General features: G+C 69.7%; 15 protein-coding genes. 4 read left to right on the forward strand and 11 right to left on the reverse strand.

The window, feature by feature from the left end; all coding sequences use genetic code 11:
• Positions 1-49: 49 nt before the first annotated feature.
• The 4 genes from AC5Y5Z_RS06045 to AC5Y5Z_RS06060 all read right to left on the reverse strand — a co-directional run bounded on the left by AC5Y5Z_RS06045 (position 50) and on the right by AC5Y5Z_RS06060 (position 3008).
• Positions 50-520: a PH domain-containing protein gene (locus AC5Y5Z_RS06045; protein WP_463825041.1), complete on the reverse strand. Its 471-nt coding sequence runs from the start codon at positions 518-520 to the stop codon at positions 50-52.
• On the reverse strand, positions 517-999 hold the full coding sequence (gene ribH, locus AC5Y5Z_RS06050) for a 6,7-dimethyl-8-ribityllumazine synthase (protein WP_463825040.1): 483 nt from the start codon (positions 997-999) through the stop codon (positions 517-519). The genes AC5Y5Z_RS06045 and ribH overlap by 4 nt, the downstream gene beginning before the upstream one ends.
• A gap of 10 nt (positions 1000-1009) precedes the next feature.
• Positions 1010-2287 carry a bifunctional 3,4-dihydroxy-2-butanone-4-phosphate synthase/GTP cyclohydrolase II gene (locus AC5Y5Z_RS06055; protein WP_499923915.1) on the reverse strand — a complete coding sequence of 426 codons (1278 nt, stop codon included), beginning with the start codon at positions 2285-2287 and terminating at the stop codon, positions 1010-1012.
• Positions 2288-2399: 112 nt separating this feature from the next.
• Positions 2400-3008: a riboflavin synthase gene (locus AC5Y5Z_RS06060; RefSeq protein ID WP_463825038.1), complete on the reverse strand. Its 609-nt coding sequence runs from the start codon at positions 3006-3008 to the stop codon at positions 2400-2402.
• Between the two features lie 76 nt (positions 3009-3084).
• Between AC5Y5Z_RS06060 and AC5Y5Z_RS06065 the strand changes: the two genes are divergently transcribed.
• A complete protein-coding gene (locus AC5Y5Z_RS06065; RefSeq protein WP_463825037.1) occupies positions 3085-3801 on the forward strand; it encodes an LppX_LprAFG lipoprotein in 717 nt (238 codons plus the stop codon).
• Between the two features lie 10 nt (positions 3802-3811).
• Positions 3812-5437 (forward strand): MFS transporter, encoded by a 1626-nt coding sequence (locus AC5Y5Z_RS06070; protein ID WP_463825443.1) that lies wholly within the window; start codon positions 3812-3814, stop codon positions 5435-5437.
• Here AC5Y5Z_RS06070 and ribD read toward each other — a convergent pair.
• The 7 genes from ribD to AC5Y5Z_RS06105 form a co-directional block, all read right to left on the reverse strand.
• On the reverse strand, positions 5418-6449 hold the full coding sequence (gene ribD, locus AC5Y5Z_RS06075) for a bifunctional diaminohydroxyphosphoribosylaminopyrimidine deaminase/5-amino-6-(5-phosphoribosylamino)uracil reductase RibD (protein WP_499923920.1): 1032 nt from the start codon (positions 6447-6449) through the stop codon (positions 5418-5420). The genes AC5Y5Z_RS06070 and ribD overlap by 20 nt on opposite strands.
• Positions 6446-7138: a ribulose-phosphate 3-epimerase gene (gene rpe, locus AC5Y5Z_RS06080; RefSeq protein ID WP_463825035.1), complete on the reverse strand. Its 693-nt coding sequence runs from the start codon at positions 7136-7138 to the stop codon at positions 6446-6448. Before rpe ends, ribD begins: the two co-directional genes overlap by 4 nt.
• A gap of 10 nt (positions 7139-7148) precedes the next feature.
• A complete protein-coding gene (locus tag AC5Y5Z_RS06085; RefSeq protein ID WP_499923925.1) occupies positions 7149-8588 on the reverse strand; it encodes an RsmB/NOP family class I SAM-dependent RNA methyltransferase in 1440 nt (479 codons plus the stop codon).
• The gene (fmt, locus tag AC5Y5Z_RS06090) at positions 8585-9517 is read right to left on the reverse strand and encodes a methionyl-tRNA formyltransferase (protein ID WP_499923926.1); all 933 of its coding nucleotides are present in this window, start codon (positions 9515-9517) and stop codon (positions 8585-8587) included. Before fmt ends, AC5Y5Z_RS06085 begins: the two co-directional genes overlap by 4 nt.
• A 66-nt stretch (positions 9518-9583) precedes the next feature.
• On the reverse strand, positions 9584-10066 hold the full coding sequence (locus AC5Y5Z_RS06095; protein WP_463825033.1) for a MarR family winged helix-turn-helix transcriptional regulator: 483 nt from the start codon (positions 10064-10066) through the stop codon (positions 9584-9586).
• Positions 10067-10188: 122 nt separating this feature from the next.
• Positions 10189-12132: a primosomal protein N' gene (locus AC5Y5Z_RS06100; RefSeq protein ID WP_473139666.1), complete on the reverse strand. Its 1944-nt coding sequence runs from the start codon at positions 12130-12132 to the stop codon at positions 10189-10191.
• Between the two features lie 84 nt (positions 12133-12216).
• A complete protein-coding gene (locus AC5Y5Z_RS06105) occupies positions 12217-12960 on the reverse strand; it encodes a lysoplasmalogenase (RefSeq protein WP_463825032.1) in 744 nt (247 codons plus the stop codon).
• On the opposite strand from AC5Y5Z_RS06105, the gene lipI reads away from it, so the two are divergent.
• Together lipI and AC5Y5Z_RS06115 are read left to right on the forward strand one after the other, a co-directional pair.
• Positions 12959-13927 (forward strand): esterase LipI, encoded by a 969-nt coding sequence (gene lipI, locus AC5Y5Z_RS06110; protein WP_499923932.1) that lies wholly within the window; start codon positions 12959-12961, stop codon positions 13925-13927. The two genes, AC5Y5Z_RS06105 and lipI, sit on opposite strands and share 2 nt — an antisense overlap.
• Positions 13928-13952: 25 nt before the next feature.
• Entirely contained in the window at positions 13953-14915 is a 963-nt protein-coding gene (locus AC5Y5Z_RS06115) for an alpha/beta hydrolase (protein WP_473139566.1), read from the forward strand.
• Positions 14916-14917 lie beyond the last annotated feature (2 nt).

Here is a 14917-nt window from a genome sequence, read left to right on the forward strand (position 1 = left end):
TCGGGCGGGTTTCGGTGGACACGGCGGCCACGCCACCTCGGTCGCGCCATCAGCGCGCGTGCAGGTCCGGCCGATAGCGGGCCATGAGCGATCGCACCGAATCCATCGCCGCGACCGCGCGTTCCCTGTCCACGGCCTGGATCGCCATCACCGGGATGTATTCGTCGTCGGGCAGGTCGACGTGAGCCCAGCGGCCACCGACCGGAAACGACACGTCGACCACATCGGACCACGGAATCAACTTGTCGCCCAACATATTTCGTACCGACAACCCAGCCGCGCCGACGCGCAGCCGGGGCCGCGCGAACAACAGCACGGCACCCGCCAGGACCGCGCCCAACAGTGCCATCGCGATCTGGTCGGCAGTCTGGAAGACCACTCCGCTGGACCCGATCTTGAGCAGCAGTCCACCGGCGATATGCGCCGCCAGCAGGATGAACGCCGCCCCGTAGGCGAACAACGGTGTCAGGCGTGGGCGGCAGACCAGGTCCCAGTCACCCGCGGCGGATTTCGTCGTCACGATCGGGCGCGCAGGTCGCGCAGGGTCAGTGCGGTGCTCAGCGCTGCCGCCGCGGCCTGGCCGCCCTTGTCTTCGGCCGACGACGGCAGCCCGGCCCGGTCGAGGGCCTGCGCCTCGTTGTTGGTGGTCAACACCCCGTTGGCCACTGGCGTGGCCGCGTCCAGCGAGACCCGGGTCAGTCCCTGGGTCACCGCGTCGCAGACGTAGTCGAAATGCGGTGTCTCACCGCGGATCACCACACCAAGCGCGACGACGGCATCGTGGCTGCGGGCCAGTTCCTGTGCCACGACCGGGATCTCGATGGCACCCAGCACCCGTACCACCGTCGGATCGTCGATACCGGACGCGGTGGCGACTTTGCGCGCACCGGCCAGCAGCGCGTCGCAGATCGTCCCGTGCCAGGTGCTGGCGACAATGCCCAACCGCACGCCTGAAGCGTCGAGCGCCGGGATGTCCGGCACGCCAGCGCCACCGCTCACCGCGTACCCCTCACAAGGCACCGCCGAATTCGCCTGGCAGATGAATGGATTCGTGGAAATCGTCCAGGCCCGCCAGGTCGTGGCCCATCTTGTCGCGTTTGGTCATCAGGTAGCGGATGTTCTCGGCGTTCGCCCGCACCGGCAGCGGCACCCGTTCGATGATGTGCAACCCGTATCCGTCCAGGCCGACCCGCTTGGCCGGGTTGTTGGTCAGCAGCCGCATCGAGCGGACCCCGAGATCGACCAGGATCTGCGCGCCGATCCCGTAATCGCGTGCGTCGGCGGGCAATCCGAGCTTGAGGTTGGCATCCACCGTGTCGTCGCCGGCGTCCTGCAATTGATAGGCCTGCAGCTTGTGCATCAGGCCGATGCCGCGGCCCTCGTGGCCGCGCATGTACAACACCACGCCGCGGCCCTCCCGGGCGACCATCGCCATGGCGGCATCCAGTTGCGGCCCGCAGTCACACCGGCGCGAGCCGAACACGTCCCCGGTGAGGCACTCCGAGTGCACCCGCACCAGCACGTCGTCGCCGTCGCCGTTGGGCCCGGCGATGTCACCGCGGACCAACGCGACATGCTCGACGTCCTCGTAGATGCTGCTGTAGCCGATGGCGCGGAACTGCCCGTGCCGGGTCGGGATCCGGGCCTCGGCGATGCGCTCGATGTGCTTCTCGTGCTTGCGGCGCCACTCGATCAGGTCGGCGATGGTGATCAGCGCCAGACCGTGCTCGTCGGCGAAGACCCGCAGCTCGTCGGTCTGGGCCATCGCGCCCTCGTCTTTTTGACTGACGATCTCGCAGATGGTGCCGGCCGGCTGCAGGCCCGCCATCCGGGCCAGATCGACCGCGGCTTCGGTGTGACCGGGACGCCGCAGCACACCACCATCCTTGGCGCGCAACGGAACCACGTGACCGGGACGGGTGAAATCCTGCGAGATACTCGCCGGATCTGCCAGCAGCCGCATCGTGGTGGCCCGGTCCGACGCTGAGATCCCGGTTCCCACACCGAGTCTCGCATCGACAGTCACGGTGTAGGCGGTGCCGTGCTTGTCCTGGTTCACCGCGTACATCGGCAGCAGACCCAGCCGGTCGCAGATCTCCCCGGACAGCGGCACGCACAGGTATCCCGAGGTGTAGCGGACCATGAACGCCACCAGCTCCGGGGTGGCCTTCTCGGCCGCGAAAATCAGATCGCCCTCGTTTTCGCGTTCCTCGTCGTCGATGACGACGACGGCCTTGCCCGCCGCTATGTCGGCAACCGCCCTCTCGACGGAGTCCAACCTCGTCATCGTCGCTACCTTGCTGTTCGAACGGCCAGCACGAAAACCGCCGTGTTGCATTCAGTATGAACCACCGCCGGCCCCGGGTTATTGCCGCTGCGTGTTGAGTGGGAGGCCCACATCAGTCGCGCTGGGCTTGCAGCAGGCGCTCGACGTACTTCGCGATCACGTCCACCTCCAGATTCACCTGGGTGCCGACCGGGGCGGAACCCAACGTGGTCAGCTCCCGGGTGGTCGGAATCAGGGAGACCTCGAACCAGTCCCGGGGCTGGGCGCCCAGGGCGGAAACGGTGAGCGAAATCCCGTCCACGGTGATCGACCCCTTCTCCACGACGTAGCGGGCCACGGCCGCGGGCATCTCGACGCGCACCACTTCCCAGTGCTCAGCGGGCGTGCGGGCGACGATCGCACCGGTTCCGTCCACGTGACCCTGCACGATGTGTCCGCCCAGCCGGCTGTTGATCGCCGCCGCGCGTTCCAGGTTCACCGGGCTCCCCGGTTGCAGCCGGCCCAGATTCGAGCGGTTCAGCGTCTCGGCCATCACGTCGGCGCTGAACTGGCCGTCGGGCAGCACGTCGACCACTGTCAGACACACGCCGTTGACGGCGATCGAATCGCCGTGACCGGCGTCGGCGGTCACGGTGGGCCCGCGAATGATCAGCCGCGCGGCATCGACCAGCGCGTCCCGGCCGACCACCTGCCCCAGCTCCTCGACAATTCCGGTGAACATCGCACCAGGTTAGTGACTGTTTGCGGCCGTCTGCACCCGCCCGGCTACCAGGGGTCTGACATGGGCACCCTCTACGATGCAACGTATGCAGACCCCCCGACGACTCTTAGCCGTCTTCGCCATCCTGAGCGTCGCTGTCACGCTCAGCGGCGGGTGCACGATCAGCAAGAAAGCCAAAGGTGGTCCACTTCCCGACGCAAAGACCTTGGTCAGCCAGTCGGCCGCGGTCACCAAAGGCGTCAAGAGCGCGCATCTGAACTTGACGGTGAACGGCAAGATTGCGGGCCTGCCGCTGAAGAACCTCACCGGCGATCTGACCACCACCCCGACCACCGCCGGCAAGGGCAACGCCCGAATCATTGCGTTCGGCAACGAGGTTCAGGCCGACTTCGTGATCTTGGAGGGCGAGCTGTACACCACCGCCCTGTCCCCCGGGCAATGGACCGACGTGGGCAAGATCGAGGAACTGTTGCACTACGACCCGTCGGCAATTCTCAGCCCGGAAACGGGCGTCGCCAACATTCTGGCGAATCTCAACGATCCGAAAGCCGAGGGCCGCGACATGATCAACGGGCAGACTGCCGTGCGCATCAGCGGAAAGGTCAACGGCGACGTGGTGAACAAGCTCGCGCCGCTGAACGCCACAGACCAGGTTCCGACCACCGTCTGGATCCAGGAGACCGGTGAGCACCAGTTGGCGCAGGTGATGATCGACAAGGGGTCGGGCAACTCGATCCAGATGACGCTGTCGAACTGGAACCAGCCCGTCGTCGTCACGAAGCCGGAGAGCTGATCCGATGAGAATGCGAGCAGGACGCCGGATAGCGATCAGCGCAGGCAGCCTCGCGGTGCTGCTGGGCGCCCTCGACACCTATGTCGTGGTCACCATCATGCGCGACATCATGACCAGCGTCGGCATTCCGGTCAACGAGCTGCAGCGCATCACCTGGATCGTCACGATGTATCTGTTGGGCTACATCGCCGCGATGCCGCTGCTGGGCCGGGCATCGGACCGCTTCGGACGTAAGTTCGTGCTGCAGTCCAGCCTGGCCATGTTCATCGTCGGCTCGGTGATCACCGCGATGTCGGTGAAGCTGGGCAACTGGAATCCGGAGTTCGGCGACTACATGGTGGACCCCGATCCCGACCGGGCGTTCCACTACCTGATCGCCGGGCGCACCATTCAGGGCATTGCCAGCGGTGCCCTGTTGCCGGTGACGCTGGCGCTGGGCGCCGACCTGTGGGCCCAGCGCAACCGGGCCGGCGTGCTCGGCGGTATCGGCGCCGCCCAGGAACTCGGCAGCGTGCTGGGTCCGCTGTACGGCATCTTCATCGTGTGGCTGTTCCACGACTGGCGCGACGTGTTCTGGGTCAATGTGCCGCTGACCCTGGCCGCGATGGTGATGATCCACTTCAGCCTGCCGTCCCACGACCGCAGCGCACAGCCGGAGAAGATCGACGTCACCGGCGGTTTACTGTTGGCGCTCGCGCTGGGCCTGGCGGTCATCGGCCTCTACAACCCCAAACCGGACGGCAGACAGGTGCTGCCGAGCTACGGTCTGCCGCTGGTGATCGGCGCGGTGGTGGTTGGCGTGCTGTTCTTCGTCTGGGAACGTTTCGCTCGTACCCGGCTCATCGACCCGGCCGGCGTGCGTTTCCGGCCGTTCCTGTCCGCATTGGGTGCCTCGGTGTGCGCCGGCGCGGCGCTGATGGTGACCCTGGTGAACGTGGAGTTGTTCGGGCAGGGCGTGCTCGGGATGAACCAGAATCAGGCGGCGGGCCTGCTGCTGTGGTTCCTGATCGCACTGCCGGTGGGCGCGCTGCTCGGCGGCTGGATCGCCACCCGCACCGGCGACCGCATCGTCGTCTTCGTCGGATTGCTGATCGCCGGGTGCGGATACTGGCTCATTTCGTATTGGCGTGCCGACCTGATGTCACGCAAGCACGACGTCCTCGGGATATTGCTGCCCGCCGTGCACACCGACCTGCTGATCGCCGGATTGGGTCTGGGCCTGGTGATCGGACCGCTGTCCTCGGCGGCGCTGCGGGTGGTTCCTGCCGCTCAGCACGGCATCGCGTCGGCGTCGGTGGTGGTGGCCAGGATGACGGGCATGCTGATCGGGGTGGCCGCGCTGAGTGCATGGGGGCTCTACCGGTTCAATCACATTCTGGCCGGGTTGGAACGTACGGCCGGGTCCTACCTGCACGCGTTCGCGTTGATGTACGGGGACATCTTCAAAGTCACCGTGGCGATCTGTGTGGTCGGCGCGCTACTGGGGCTGTTGATCGGCGCCCGCGACGAGCATGCCGAGGAACAGCCGGTCTTCGAACACGCAGCACCGGCACCGCCCTCGGCACCTGCGGCCGGAGCACCGCGGCACGCAGCCGAAGCCCAGCCGGCGCCGACGGCTACCGAGCCACCAGGCTGAGCAGTAGGTCCGGTCCGACCTGTTCGACGCTGTCGAACTGCCAACGCAGCGCCTGGGCCATGCTGGACACCCCGACGTCGTCGACCGCAGTCACCGGACCGCCGAGCAGGATCGGCGCCACATAGGCCAGGATCCGGTTGATCGCCCCGGCGCGCAGGAATGCCCCCGCCAGCGTCGGGCCGCCTTCGAGCAGCACGTCGGTGCGATCGCTGAGCGCGCGGAGCACCTCGACCGGCTCGCGGGTCCGGATCACCATCGTGCGCGAATCGTCGTTGAGCACCTTGGCTTCCGGCGGTATCTCGCGCCTGCCCACCACCACCCGCAGCGGCTGCTGCGGGGCCAGCGAGCCGTCCGGCAGCCGGGCGGTCAGGGCGGGATCGTCGGCGATGACAGTGCCGGTGCCGACCACGATCGCATCCGCGATCGCCCGACGACGGTGCAGGTCCGCGCGCGCGGCCTCACTGGAGATCCACTGGCTGGACCCGTCGGCGGCGGCGCTGCGGCCGTCGATGCTGGTGGCGTACTTCCACGTCACGTGCGGCAGCCCGGTGCGCTGCTTGAACAGCCATTCCCGCAGCGGGCCGGCCGCTACCGCGTCGGCCATCACCCCTGATCGCACCTGCAGTCCGGCCGCCGTCAACCGGCCCGCGCCGCCGCCCGCGATGCCGTTGGGGTCGTCGACGGCGTAGATCACCGTTCCCACCCGCGCCTCGATCAGGGCGTTCACGCACGGGGGTGTCTTGCCGTAGTGGTTGCACGGTTCCATGGTGATGACCGCGATGCCGCCGGCGGCCAACCCGCCGGCCCGGCGCAGGGCCATGACCTCGGCGTGATCGCCCCCGGCCGGTTGGGTGGCACCGACGCCGACGACGCGACCTTCCTGGTCGACGATGACCGCCCCGACCGGCGGGTTGGGGTAGGTGGTCCCCTTCACCTGGTAGGAGTGGTCGATGGCCAGTTTCATGGCCTCTTCGATGCTCTTGACCTGCTCGGGGACGGTCGGTCCGGTCATGAGCCGCTGCCCAGGTGCGGCGACTTCGCGGCGGCCTGCCGCCGCAGCGCCTTGACCGCGGCGGCCGGGTCGTCTGCGCCGTACACCGAGGACCCCGCGACGAAGCAGTCGACGCCGGCTTCGGCGGCCTGCTCGATGGTGTCCTCATTGATGCCGCCGTCGATCTCGACCAGGATGCTCAGTTCGCCGGCGTCCACCAGCTTGCGCACCGCGCGTACCTTGCTGAGCACCTCGGGTATGAAGCTCTGACCACCGAAACCGGGTTCGACGGACATGATCAGCAGGGTGTCGAAGTGCGGCAGTATGTCCAGGTAGGGATCCAGCGCGGTCTTCGGCTTGACGCTGATGCCGGCCTTGGCTCCGGCGGCCCGGATGTCGCGGGCGACCGCGACCGGATTGTCGGTGGCCTCGGCGTGGAACGTGACGTTGTAGGCGCCGGCCTCGGCATAGGGCGGCGCCCACTTGTCCGGGTTGTCGATCATCAGATGGCAGTCCATCGGGATGTCGGTCGCGGCCAGCAGGCTCTCCACCACCGGCAGGCCGATCGTGAGATTCGGCACGAAGTGGTTGTCCATCACGTCGACGTGCAACCAGTCGGCGCCGTCGACGGCCGCGGCTTCCTTGGCGAGGCGGGCGAAATCAGCGGCCAGAATTGACGGGGCTATCAGCGGTCCCCCCCGAGAAGACATGTGCGACACCTTACTGGCGGCGCAGGGCCGCGGCGAACATCGCATCGGTGCCGTGTCGGTGTGGCCACAGCTGTACGTAGTGACCGGAGGGACCGGTCGCGATCCCGTCGGCCACCGGGTCGAACAACGGCGGCGTGTCCAGCGCGGTCACCGGGTGGCGGCGCAGCGCGTCGGCGACCACCCCGACCGTCTCGGCCAGGTGCGGTGAGCAGGTGGCGTACAGCACCACCCCGCCCGGCCGGGTCAGGGAGATCGCGGCGGCAAGCAGCTCGCGTTGCAGCTTGGCCAGCGCGGGAACGTCGGACGGCTGCCGCCGCCAGCGGGCCTCCGGCCGGCGGCGCAACGCACCCAGCCCGGTGCACGGCACGTCGACCAGTACCCGGTCGAAACCCGGTTCGAGGCCGGAGTCGCGCCCGTCGACCCGCAGCACCTCGACCGGCAATCCGCGGGTGTTCACCTCCACCAGCTCGGCGCGGTGCCCCGTCGGCTCGACCGCGGTCACCGCCGCTCCCGACTGGGCACCCAACGCCGCCAGCAGCGCGGTCTTGCCACCCGGCCCGGCGCACAGATCCAGCCACCGGCCGCCCTCACCGTCGTCCAGGGGTGCCAGCGTCAGCGCGCGCGCCACCAGCTGGCTGCCTTCGTCCTGGACCAGCGCCTGCCCGTCGCGCACCGGCGCCAACCCGCCCGGATCGCCGCCGGTCAGATACACCGCGTAGGGCGAGAATCGGCCGACCGTGCCCCCGACCGCGTCGGCGAGGTCGGCGGCCGTGAGCACTCCGGGACGAGCCGCCAGATGAACCTGGGGGCGTTCGTCGTCGCTGGCGAGCGCTGCGTCCAGCTCGCCCGCAGCGGCACCCAGAGCGTCGGTGAACGCTTGGGCGATCCACCGCGGATGGGCGTGCACGAACGCGGCACGGCCTACCGGATCATTGCGCGGCGCCAGTTCGTCCAGCCAGGACTGCTCGTCGCGCGCGGCGATGGTGCGCAGCACCCCGTTGACGAAACCTGCTCGCGCCGAATCGAATTCGAGCCCGGCCTGCTCGACGGTGGTCGACACCGCGGCATGCGCATCCACCCGGGTGCGCAGGAGTTGGTAGTTGCCCATGCGCAACAGGTCGAGCAGCACCGGGTCGATCGTGTTCGGCGGGCGGCCGGCGGCCGCGGCGATCACGGCGTCGAGCAGCCCACGGGTCCGGCAGGTGCCGTAGGTCAGTTCGGTCGCGAATGCGGCGTCGCGGCCGGTGATTCCGCGTTCGCGCAGCAGGGCGGGCAAGACCAGGTTGGCGTAGGCGTTGCGCTCGCTGACCGCCCGCAGGGCGTCGAAGGCGGCCTGGCGGGCCGGGTCCAGGTTCTTTCGCCGCGGGCCCCGCTGCTGCGACGGCCGTTGCGGCCGTTGCGGTTTGCGGTCCGGACGTTTCCGGTAGGGCTTGTCCTGCGCGGGACTCATGAGGCCCTGGTCGTCTCGTCCAGCCGCGCACCGCGGGCCCAGTCCGCAGCGTTCATCGGCTTCTTGCCGGGCGGCTGAATCTGGCCCAACCGCACCGCCGCCGAAGCGGTACCTATCCACACCGCGTTGCGTGTGACGTGAATCTCGCCGGGCGACAGCGACTTCGGCGCGTCCTGCGCCAGTTGCACCGGGCCGATTTTCACGCGCAGGTCACCGAGCAGCGTCCAGGCGCCCGGATTGGGTGTCACCGCGCGGATGCGTCGTTCGACCACCGGCGCCGGCAGGTCCCAGCGCACCCGGGCCTGCTCCACGGTGATCTTGGGGGCCAGGCTTACCCCGTCGGCGGGCTGCGGTTGCGGTGTCAGCGACTGGTCGGCGATCCCGTCCAGGGTGGCGGCGAGCAGTGCCGCACCCGAAACCGCAAGGCGCTCAAGCAGATCACCGGCGGTATCGGTCGGCCGGATGGTCTCGGTGACGGTCCCGTAGACGGGTCCGGAGTCCAGGCTCTTTTCGATCTGGAATGTGGTGGCCCCGGTGATGGTGTCCCCGGCGGCGATCGCCGCCTGCACCGGCGCCGCGCCGCGCCAGGCCGGCAACAGCGAGAAATGCAGGTTCACCCAACCCGACGGGGGCACGGCCAGCAGCCCGTCGCCGAGCAGCGCTCCGTAAGCCACCACCGCGCAGCATTGCGGCGCCAATTCCGTCAGTTCGGCGACGAACTCCGCCGAGTTCGGCCGCGCCGGCCGCAACACCGGGATGCCGCGCTCGAGTGCCTCGCGGGCGACCGGTGACGGCTCGGGCCGGCCCCGGCGCCCTGAGGCTGCGTCCGGCCTGGTCAGCACGGCGACCACGTCGTGATTCGGCGAGTCGAGCAGCCGGCGCAGCGCGGGCAGCGCGGGTTCGGGGGTTCCAGCGAAGACGAGGCGCACGCGCTCAGTCTAGGAAGTCCGTCCCTGCCGGTGGACGACGCCGCGTGAGAGCAAGCCGCTTGGCACTCAGATGTCTTCGATGTCGATGTGGGCGTCGGGCTCACCGCCGGCGGCGGTGAAGGCGGTCAGGGCACGCACCAGCCCGTGCCGTTCGGCCGGGGGCATCTGTCCGACGATCCGCGCGATTTCCTTGCGGCGGTAGGCGGTGACCTGCCGGACGACGTCGCGGCCCCGCTTGGTCAGCGCCGCCAGCAGTTCGCGGCGCGAAGTGGGGTGCGGCAGCCGGTCGATCATCCCGGAGCTGACCAACCGGTCCACCATCCGTCCGGTCGCCGAGGGTTGCACGCCCAGCAGATTCGCCAGCGTGGCGAGGTTGATGGGGCCACGGTGGGAAAGGATCACCAGGGTGCGGAACTGCGCGATGGTGATGGTCTCGTCGACCTGGGCGATCGACCGCGCCGAGATCGCCACCAGCAGTCGGGAGGCGGTCAGCAGCGAGTCGGTGATGACGTCCAGCGAATCATCGACCGTCGCGTTGTCCCCTGCCACGCTGCACCCTTCGCCTAGGTCGGCTAGCAGCGAAAAGCGTAACAGCTGCACAGTCGTAGCCATCGATTATTTCTCACCACAATAGTAGTTCGCGGGTATGGTCGACGGCCGGGCGCGGCGCGTCACCCGATGTGCAGCGGATCGATCTGCACCCGGACCGGCTCGTGGGTCTGGCGGGCGCTGAGGACGCCGACAGCGCCGCGCAACGCGGCCGCCAGCGCCAGGCCGTGCTCCCGCGGCACCCGGACCAGCATCCTGGTGACCGGCGCACCGGATGCGATGGCCGCCGGGCGACGGGCACCGGCCGGCAGATCCACCGGGCCGAGCAACTCGGCGTAGTCGGGTAACCGCGCCTCGGCGAGCAACGCACTCACCGCATCGGCGCTGCCGTCCAGCGCGGCGATGTGCACACTCGGCGGCAGACCGACCTCGGCGCGGGCCGCGAGCTCGGCGTCGGCGTGACCGACCGGGTCCCACCGGATCAGCGATTGCACTGTCGGAAGCGAGGATTCGGCGACCACGATGACCACCCCGCCCTCGCCGCGGGCCCTGACCAGAGCGGCGGCAGACATCCACCGCCACAGCGCGTGCTCGGCCGCGCGCAGATCCTGCCGGCCCAGCAGCGCCCAGGTGTCCAGCAACAGTGCCGCCCCGTACCCGCCGGTCGCCGATGGTTCCGCACCCGGCGTGGCCACCACCAGCGCAGGCCGGGCGGCCACCGCCGACACGATGGCCTCGCCCGCCGACGTGACCACTGCGGTGCCCGGGAAGGCGCGGCCGAGCTCCTCGGCGGTACGCCGGGCGCCGACCACCACCGCCCGCACCGCATCCGAACCGCAGCGCGCACACCGCGGCGCCGCGTCGACCCGCCCGCACCACCGGCATGCGGTCCCCGCACCGCGCTCGACCAGGGCCAACGGACCGGTGCAGTGCCGGCAGCGGGCGATCGCGCGACAACGCCCACAGGCCAGCGACGGAACATACCCGCGCCGCGGCACCTGGACCAGCACCGGAGCCTCAGCTGCCAGCGCGGTGCGGGCAGCGCGCAGGGCGATGGACGGTAACCGTGCGGTGCGCGCCGCCGGGTCGCGTTCGTCGACGTAGCCGCTGTCATCGAGGGCGATCACCCGGGGGGTCCGGCTGCGCACCACCGGTCGGGCGGCGACGATGTCGTGCGCCCAGCCGCTGCGCACCAGCGCCTGGGCCTCCGCGGTACGGGCGTAGTCGCCGATCAGGGCGGCACAACGGGCCTGGTGCGCCCGCAGCATCGCCACCTCCCGGGCATGCGGATAGGGCGCTCGGGGCTCGGCCAGGCTGTCGTCGGAGTCGGCCCACACCATGACCAGACCGAGGTCGGCCAGCGGCGCGAACACCGCGGACCGGGTGCCGATCACCACCCGCGCGCCCCCGCGCAAGGCGGCCAGCCACCGGCGGTAACGCGCGGCGGGGCCCAGTCCCGCCGACAGGGCCGCCACGCTGTCCTCGTTGACAACGCCGAGCACGGCCCGGTGCAGCAGGTCGAGATCGCGCTGGTCAGGCACGACCGCAAGGACCGAGCGACCGGCCGCCAGCGTCTGCGCGGCCGCTTCGGCGAACCGGTCGGCCCACGACTGACCCGGCAGCGCCTGCCACACCGCGCGGGCAGCCCGCGACTCGGCCAGTGCGGCCAGAAACTGTGCACCGCGGTGGAAGGTTGCCCAGCCCGCCGGGTCGACGGGCGCGACCACCGGCCGCTGCGGGACCACGATCGCTTCCTTCTCCACCCGGGCGTGCCGGGCGGGTATCGCCAGGCGCAGCACGTCGGCCCGAGTACCGGCGTACCGGGCGGCGACGGCTTCGACCAGCCGTCGGACTTCGGTGGTGAGCACCGGTTCCGGCGATACGACGCGGTCGAGCCAGCCCAGCTTGCCGGGGTGGTCGGTGTCGTGGCGGCGTTCCAGGATGAACCCGTCGACGAGCCGGCCGTGAAAGCGCACCCGGACCCGCGCCCCGGGTTGCGCATCGTCGGACTGCTCGGGTGCGACCAGATAGTCGAAGTCCCGATCCAGGTGCGGCACCGTCAGCATGGGCAGCACCCGCGCCACCGGCTCTACCTCGGCAGCACCTGAACCGCGAGATATGTTGTCAGCCAAGGTATTTGTTGCCGGCGCTCAGCTCTCCGCGGGCGTGGCGGTGTCCGCGGTGCGGTACAGGTCGTCCCGGCCGAAGAAGAAGCCGGCCGTGATCAGTATCTCGGCGGCGGCATAGGACCACCAGACGGGTACCGCCAGCGCCTCGTTGCCCAGGATGAACCGGCCGATCGCGATCATCGAGTCCGACGCCGCGAAACACACCGCCCCGACGGCGGTCCAGATGGTGGGCAGGCGTGCCAGCAACGCCGTGCACACCATCGCCGAGAGCACGGTGATGTAGACGGTCACCGGGATGGTCAGATTCTGCGTGCCGTCGTTCAGGTGCGGCCAGAACCAGATCAGCATCGCCACCGATGCGACGACCATCACCGCGGCCGCCGCGACCCGACCGCGCGTGGGGGCGACGTGCGGCAGCAGCGCTCCGAGAAAACATATGTGCGCCAACAAGAATGAGCCCAACCCGAACACGAACGAGTGTTTCCACCAGGGAATCGACAGCAGCCAGTCACCGCCGGCCGAGAACACCAGGGCGGGCACCAGCCAGCGCCGCTCGCGGACCACCGGGTGCGCCAGCGCGGCCAGGGCCAGCAGCACCGCCATCGACGCCTTGAACGGCGGCTGGAAAGTCCAGTGCCCGGTCAGCTCGCTGCCGGGCGGCAGGCGCACCGCGATCACCGTCAGGTAGATGCCGTAGGCGATGCCCGCCCACCCCGCGGCCACCCAACCGCCGACCACCAGACGGGCTGCGTACGGTACCCCCATGCCCAACTTGGACAACCTCGGCGTAGGGGCCCCCGACGCGAACCCCGGTGTGGACTCCATCCTGCTGAAGGTACTGGATGCTGTTCCCTTTCGGCTATCAGCCGAAGACGGAATCGACGCCGTGCGACAGCGGTTGCGGGATCTGCCGCGCCGCCCGCTACATCCCGAACTGCGCGTGGAAGATCGTTCGCTGGACGGGCCCGGCGGCCCTATCGGTGTCCGGATCTATTGGCCGGCAACCGATTCGGGGAGCTACCCGGTGGTGTTGTTCTTCCACGGCGGTGGGTTCGTGATGGGCGATCTGGACACCCATGACGGCACAGCGCGCCAGCATGCCGTCGGCGCCGATGCGATCGTGTTGTCGGTCGACTACCGCCTGGCCCCCGAGCACCCCTACCCGGCGGCCGTCGAGGACGCGTGGGCCGCAACGCGATGGGTCGCCGATCACGGCACGGACCTGGGCGCCGACCCCGGCCGTATTGCGCTGGCCGGCGACTCCGCGGGCGGCACGATCGCGGCGGTGATCGCGCAGCGGGCCCGCGACGAGGGCGGACCGCCGATCGCATTCCAGATGTTGTGGTATCCGTCCACGATGTGGGACGCGTCGCTGCCGTCGTTCACCGAGAACGCCGACGCGCTGATCCTCGACGCGAAGGCGATTTCGGACTTCTCCCGGTGGTATGCCGGCGACGCCGACATGGCCGATCCGCCGTCGGGCATGGCCCCGGGCCGGGCCGCGGACCTGTCTGGCCTGCCGGCCGCTTACATTGCGGTCGCCGGCCACGACCCGCTGCGCGACGACGGCATCCGGTACGGCGAACTGCTGTCCGCCGCCGGGGTCCCGGTCGAGGTGCACAACGCCGAGACGATGGTGCACGGATACCTGGGGTACGCGGGCGTGGTGCCCGCCGCCACCGCCGCGATGGACCGCGGGTTAACAGCGTTGCGCGCCGCGCTGCACGGATAATGGCGAACGTGCGTACGGTGAAGCCATGACGGAGCCGACCAGCACCCCACCGGGCATCGATCCGACCCTGAAGATGCTGCTCGATGTCATTCCGATGACCTTCAACGCGGCCGACGGGGTCGAGGTCGCCCGGGCGGCCTTGGCGGCGTTGAAGTTTCCCGCGGAGATGCTCCCGCAGCTGCGCATCGAGGAACGCACGGTCGGCTACGGCGAGCACACCGACATTCCGGTCCGCATCTACTGGCCGCCGACAGCCGCGCAGGACAACCTGCCGGTGGTGGTCTTCTACCACGGTGGCGGGTGGGCGCTGGGCGACCTGGACACCCACGACCACGTCGCGCGCGCCCACGCCGTCGGCGCGGACGCGATCGTGGTGTCCGTCGACTACCGGCTGGCCCCCGAGCATCCGTTCCCGGCCGCGGTCGACGACTCCTGGGCGGCGCTGCGATGGGTCGCCGACAACGCCGCCGAGCTCGGTGGTGACCCCGGCCGGATAGCCGTCGCCGGCGACTCCGCGGGCGGGAACATCTCAGCTGTCATGACCCAACTCGCCCGCGACAACGGCGGCCCGGCGCTGGTCTACCAGCTGCTGTGGTACCCGTCGTGCATCGGTGACCGGACGCTGCCGTCGTTCATCGAGTACGCGGTGGACCCGATCCTGGACGAGGAAGTCATCGACGCCTTCCTGGCGTGGTACGTGCCGCACCTCGACGTCACCGACCACACCACGCTGCCGGCCAGCCTTGCCCCCGGCAACGGGGAGCTGTCCGGGCTGCCGCCGGCTTTCATCGGCACCGCCCAGCACGACCCGTTGCGCGACGACGGTGCCCGCTACGCGCAGCTGCTCAGCGCCGCCGGGGTCGCCGTGGAGGTCAGCAACGAGCCGACACTGGTGCACGGCTACGTCAGCTTCGCGCCGGTAGTGCCCGCCGCGGCCGAGGCCACCAACCGCGGGCTGGCGGCGTTGAAAAAGGCGCTTTACTCGTGAAC

The sequence above is a fragment of the Mycobacterium sp. NGS29 genome (assembly GCF_059812965.1).

What these genes read in the sequence shown, in the direction of transcription:
- lipI (WP_499923932.1), top strand. Translation starts at nt 12,959, where the DNA reads ATGCCCAACTTGGACAACCTCGGCGTAGGGGCCCCCGACGCGAACCCC.
- AC5Y5Z_RS06115 (WP_473139566.1), top strand. Translation starts at nt 13,953, where the DNA reads ATGACGGAGCCGACCAGCACCCCACCGGGCATCGATCCGACCCTGAAG.
- AC5Y5Z_RS06070 (WP_463825443.1), top strand. Translation starts at nt 3,812, where the DNA reads ATGCGAGCAGGACGCCGGATAGCGATCAGCGCAGGCAGCCTCGCGGTG.
- AC5Y5Z_RS06085 (WP_499923925.1), bottom strand. Translation starts at nt 8,588, where the DNA reads ATGAGTCCCGCGCAGGACAAGCCCTACCGGAAACGTCCGGACCGCAAA.
- AC5Y5Z_RS06105 (WP_463825032.1), bottom strand. Translation starts at nt 12,960, where the DNA reads ATGGGGGTACCGTACGCAGCCCGTCTGGTGGTCGGCGGTTGGGTGGCC.
- AC5Y5Z_RS06065 (WP_463825037.1), top strand. Translation starts at nt 3,085, where the DNA reads ATGCAACGTATGCAGACCCCCCGACGACTCTTAGCCGTCTTCGCCATC.
- rpe (WP_463825035.1), bottom strand. Translation starts at nt 7,138, where the DNA reads ATGTCTTCTCGGGGGGGACCGCTGATAGCCCCGTCAATTCTGGCCGCT.
- AC5Y5Z_RS06060 (WP_463825038.1), bottom strand. Translation starts at nt 3,008, where the DNA reads ATGTTCACCGGAATTGTCGAGGAGCTGGGGCAGGTGGTCGGCCGGGAC.
- AC5Y5Z_RS06100 (WP_473139666.1), bottom strand. Translation starts at nt 12,132, where the DNA reads ATGCTGACGGTGCCGCACCTGGATCGGGACTTCGACTATCTGGTCGCA.
- ribD (WP_499923920.1), bottom strand. Translation starts at nt 6,449, where the DNA reads ATGACCGGACCGACCGTCCCCGAGCAGGTCAAGAGCATCGAAGAGGCC.
- AC5Y5Z_RS06055 (WP_499923915.1), bottom strand. Translation starts at nt 2,287, where the DNA reads ATGACGAGGTTGGACTCCGTCGAGAGGGCGGTTGCCGACATAGCGGCG.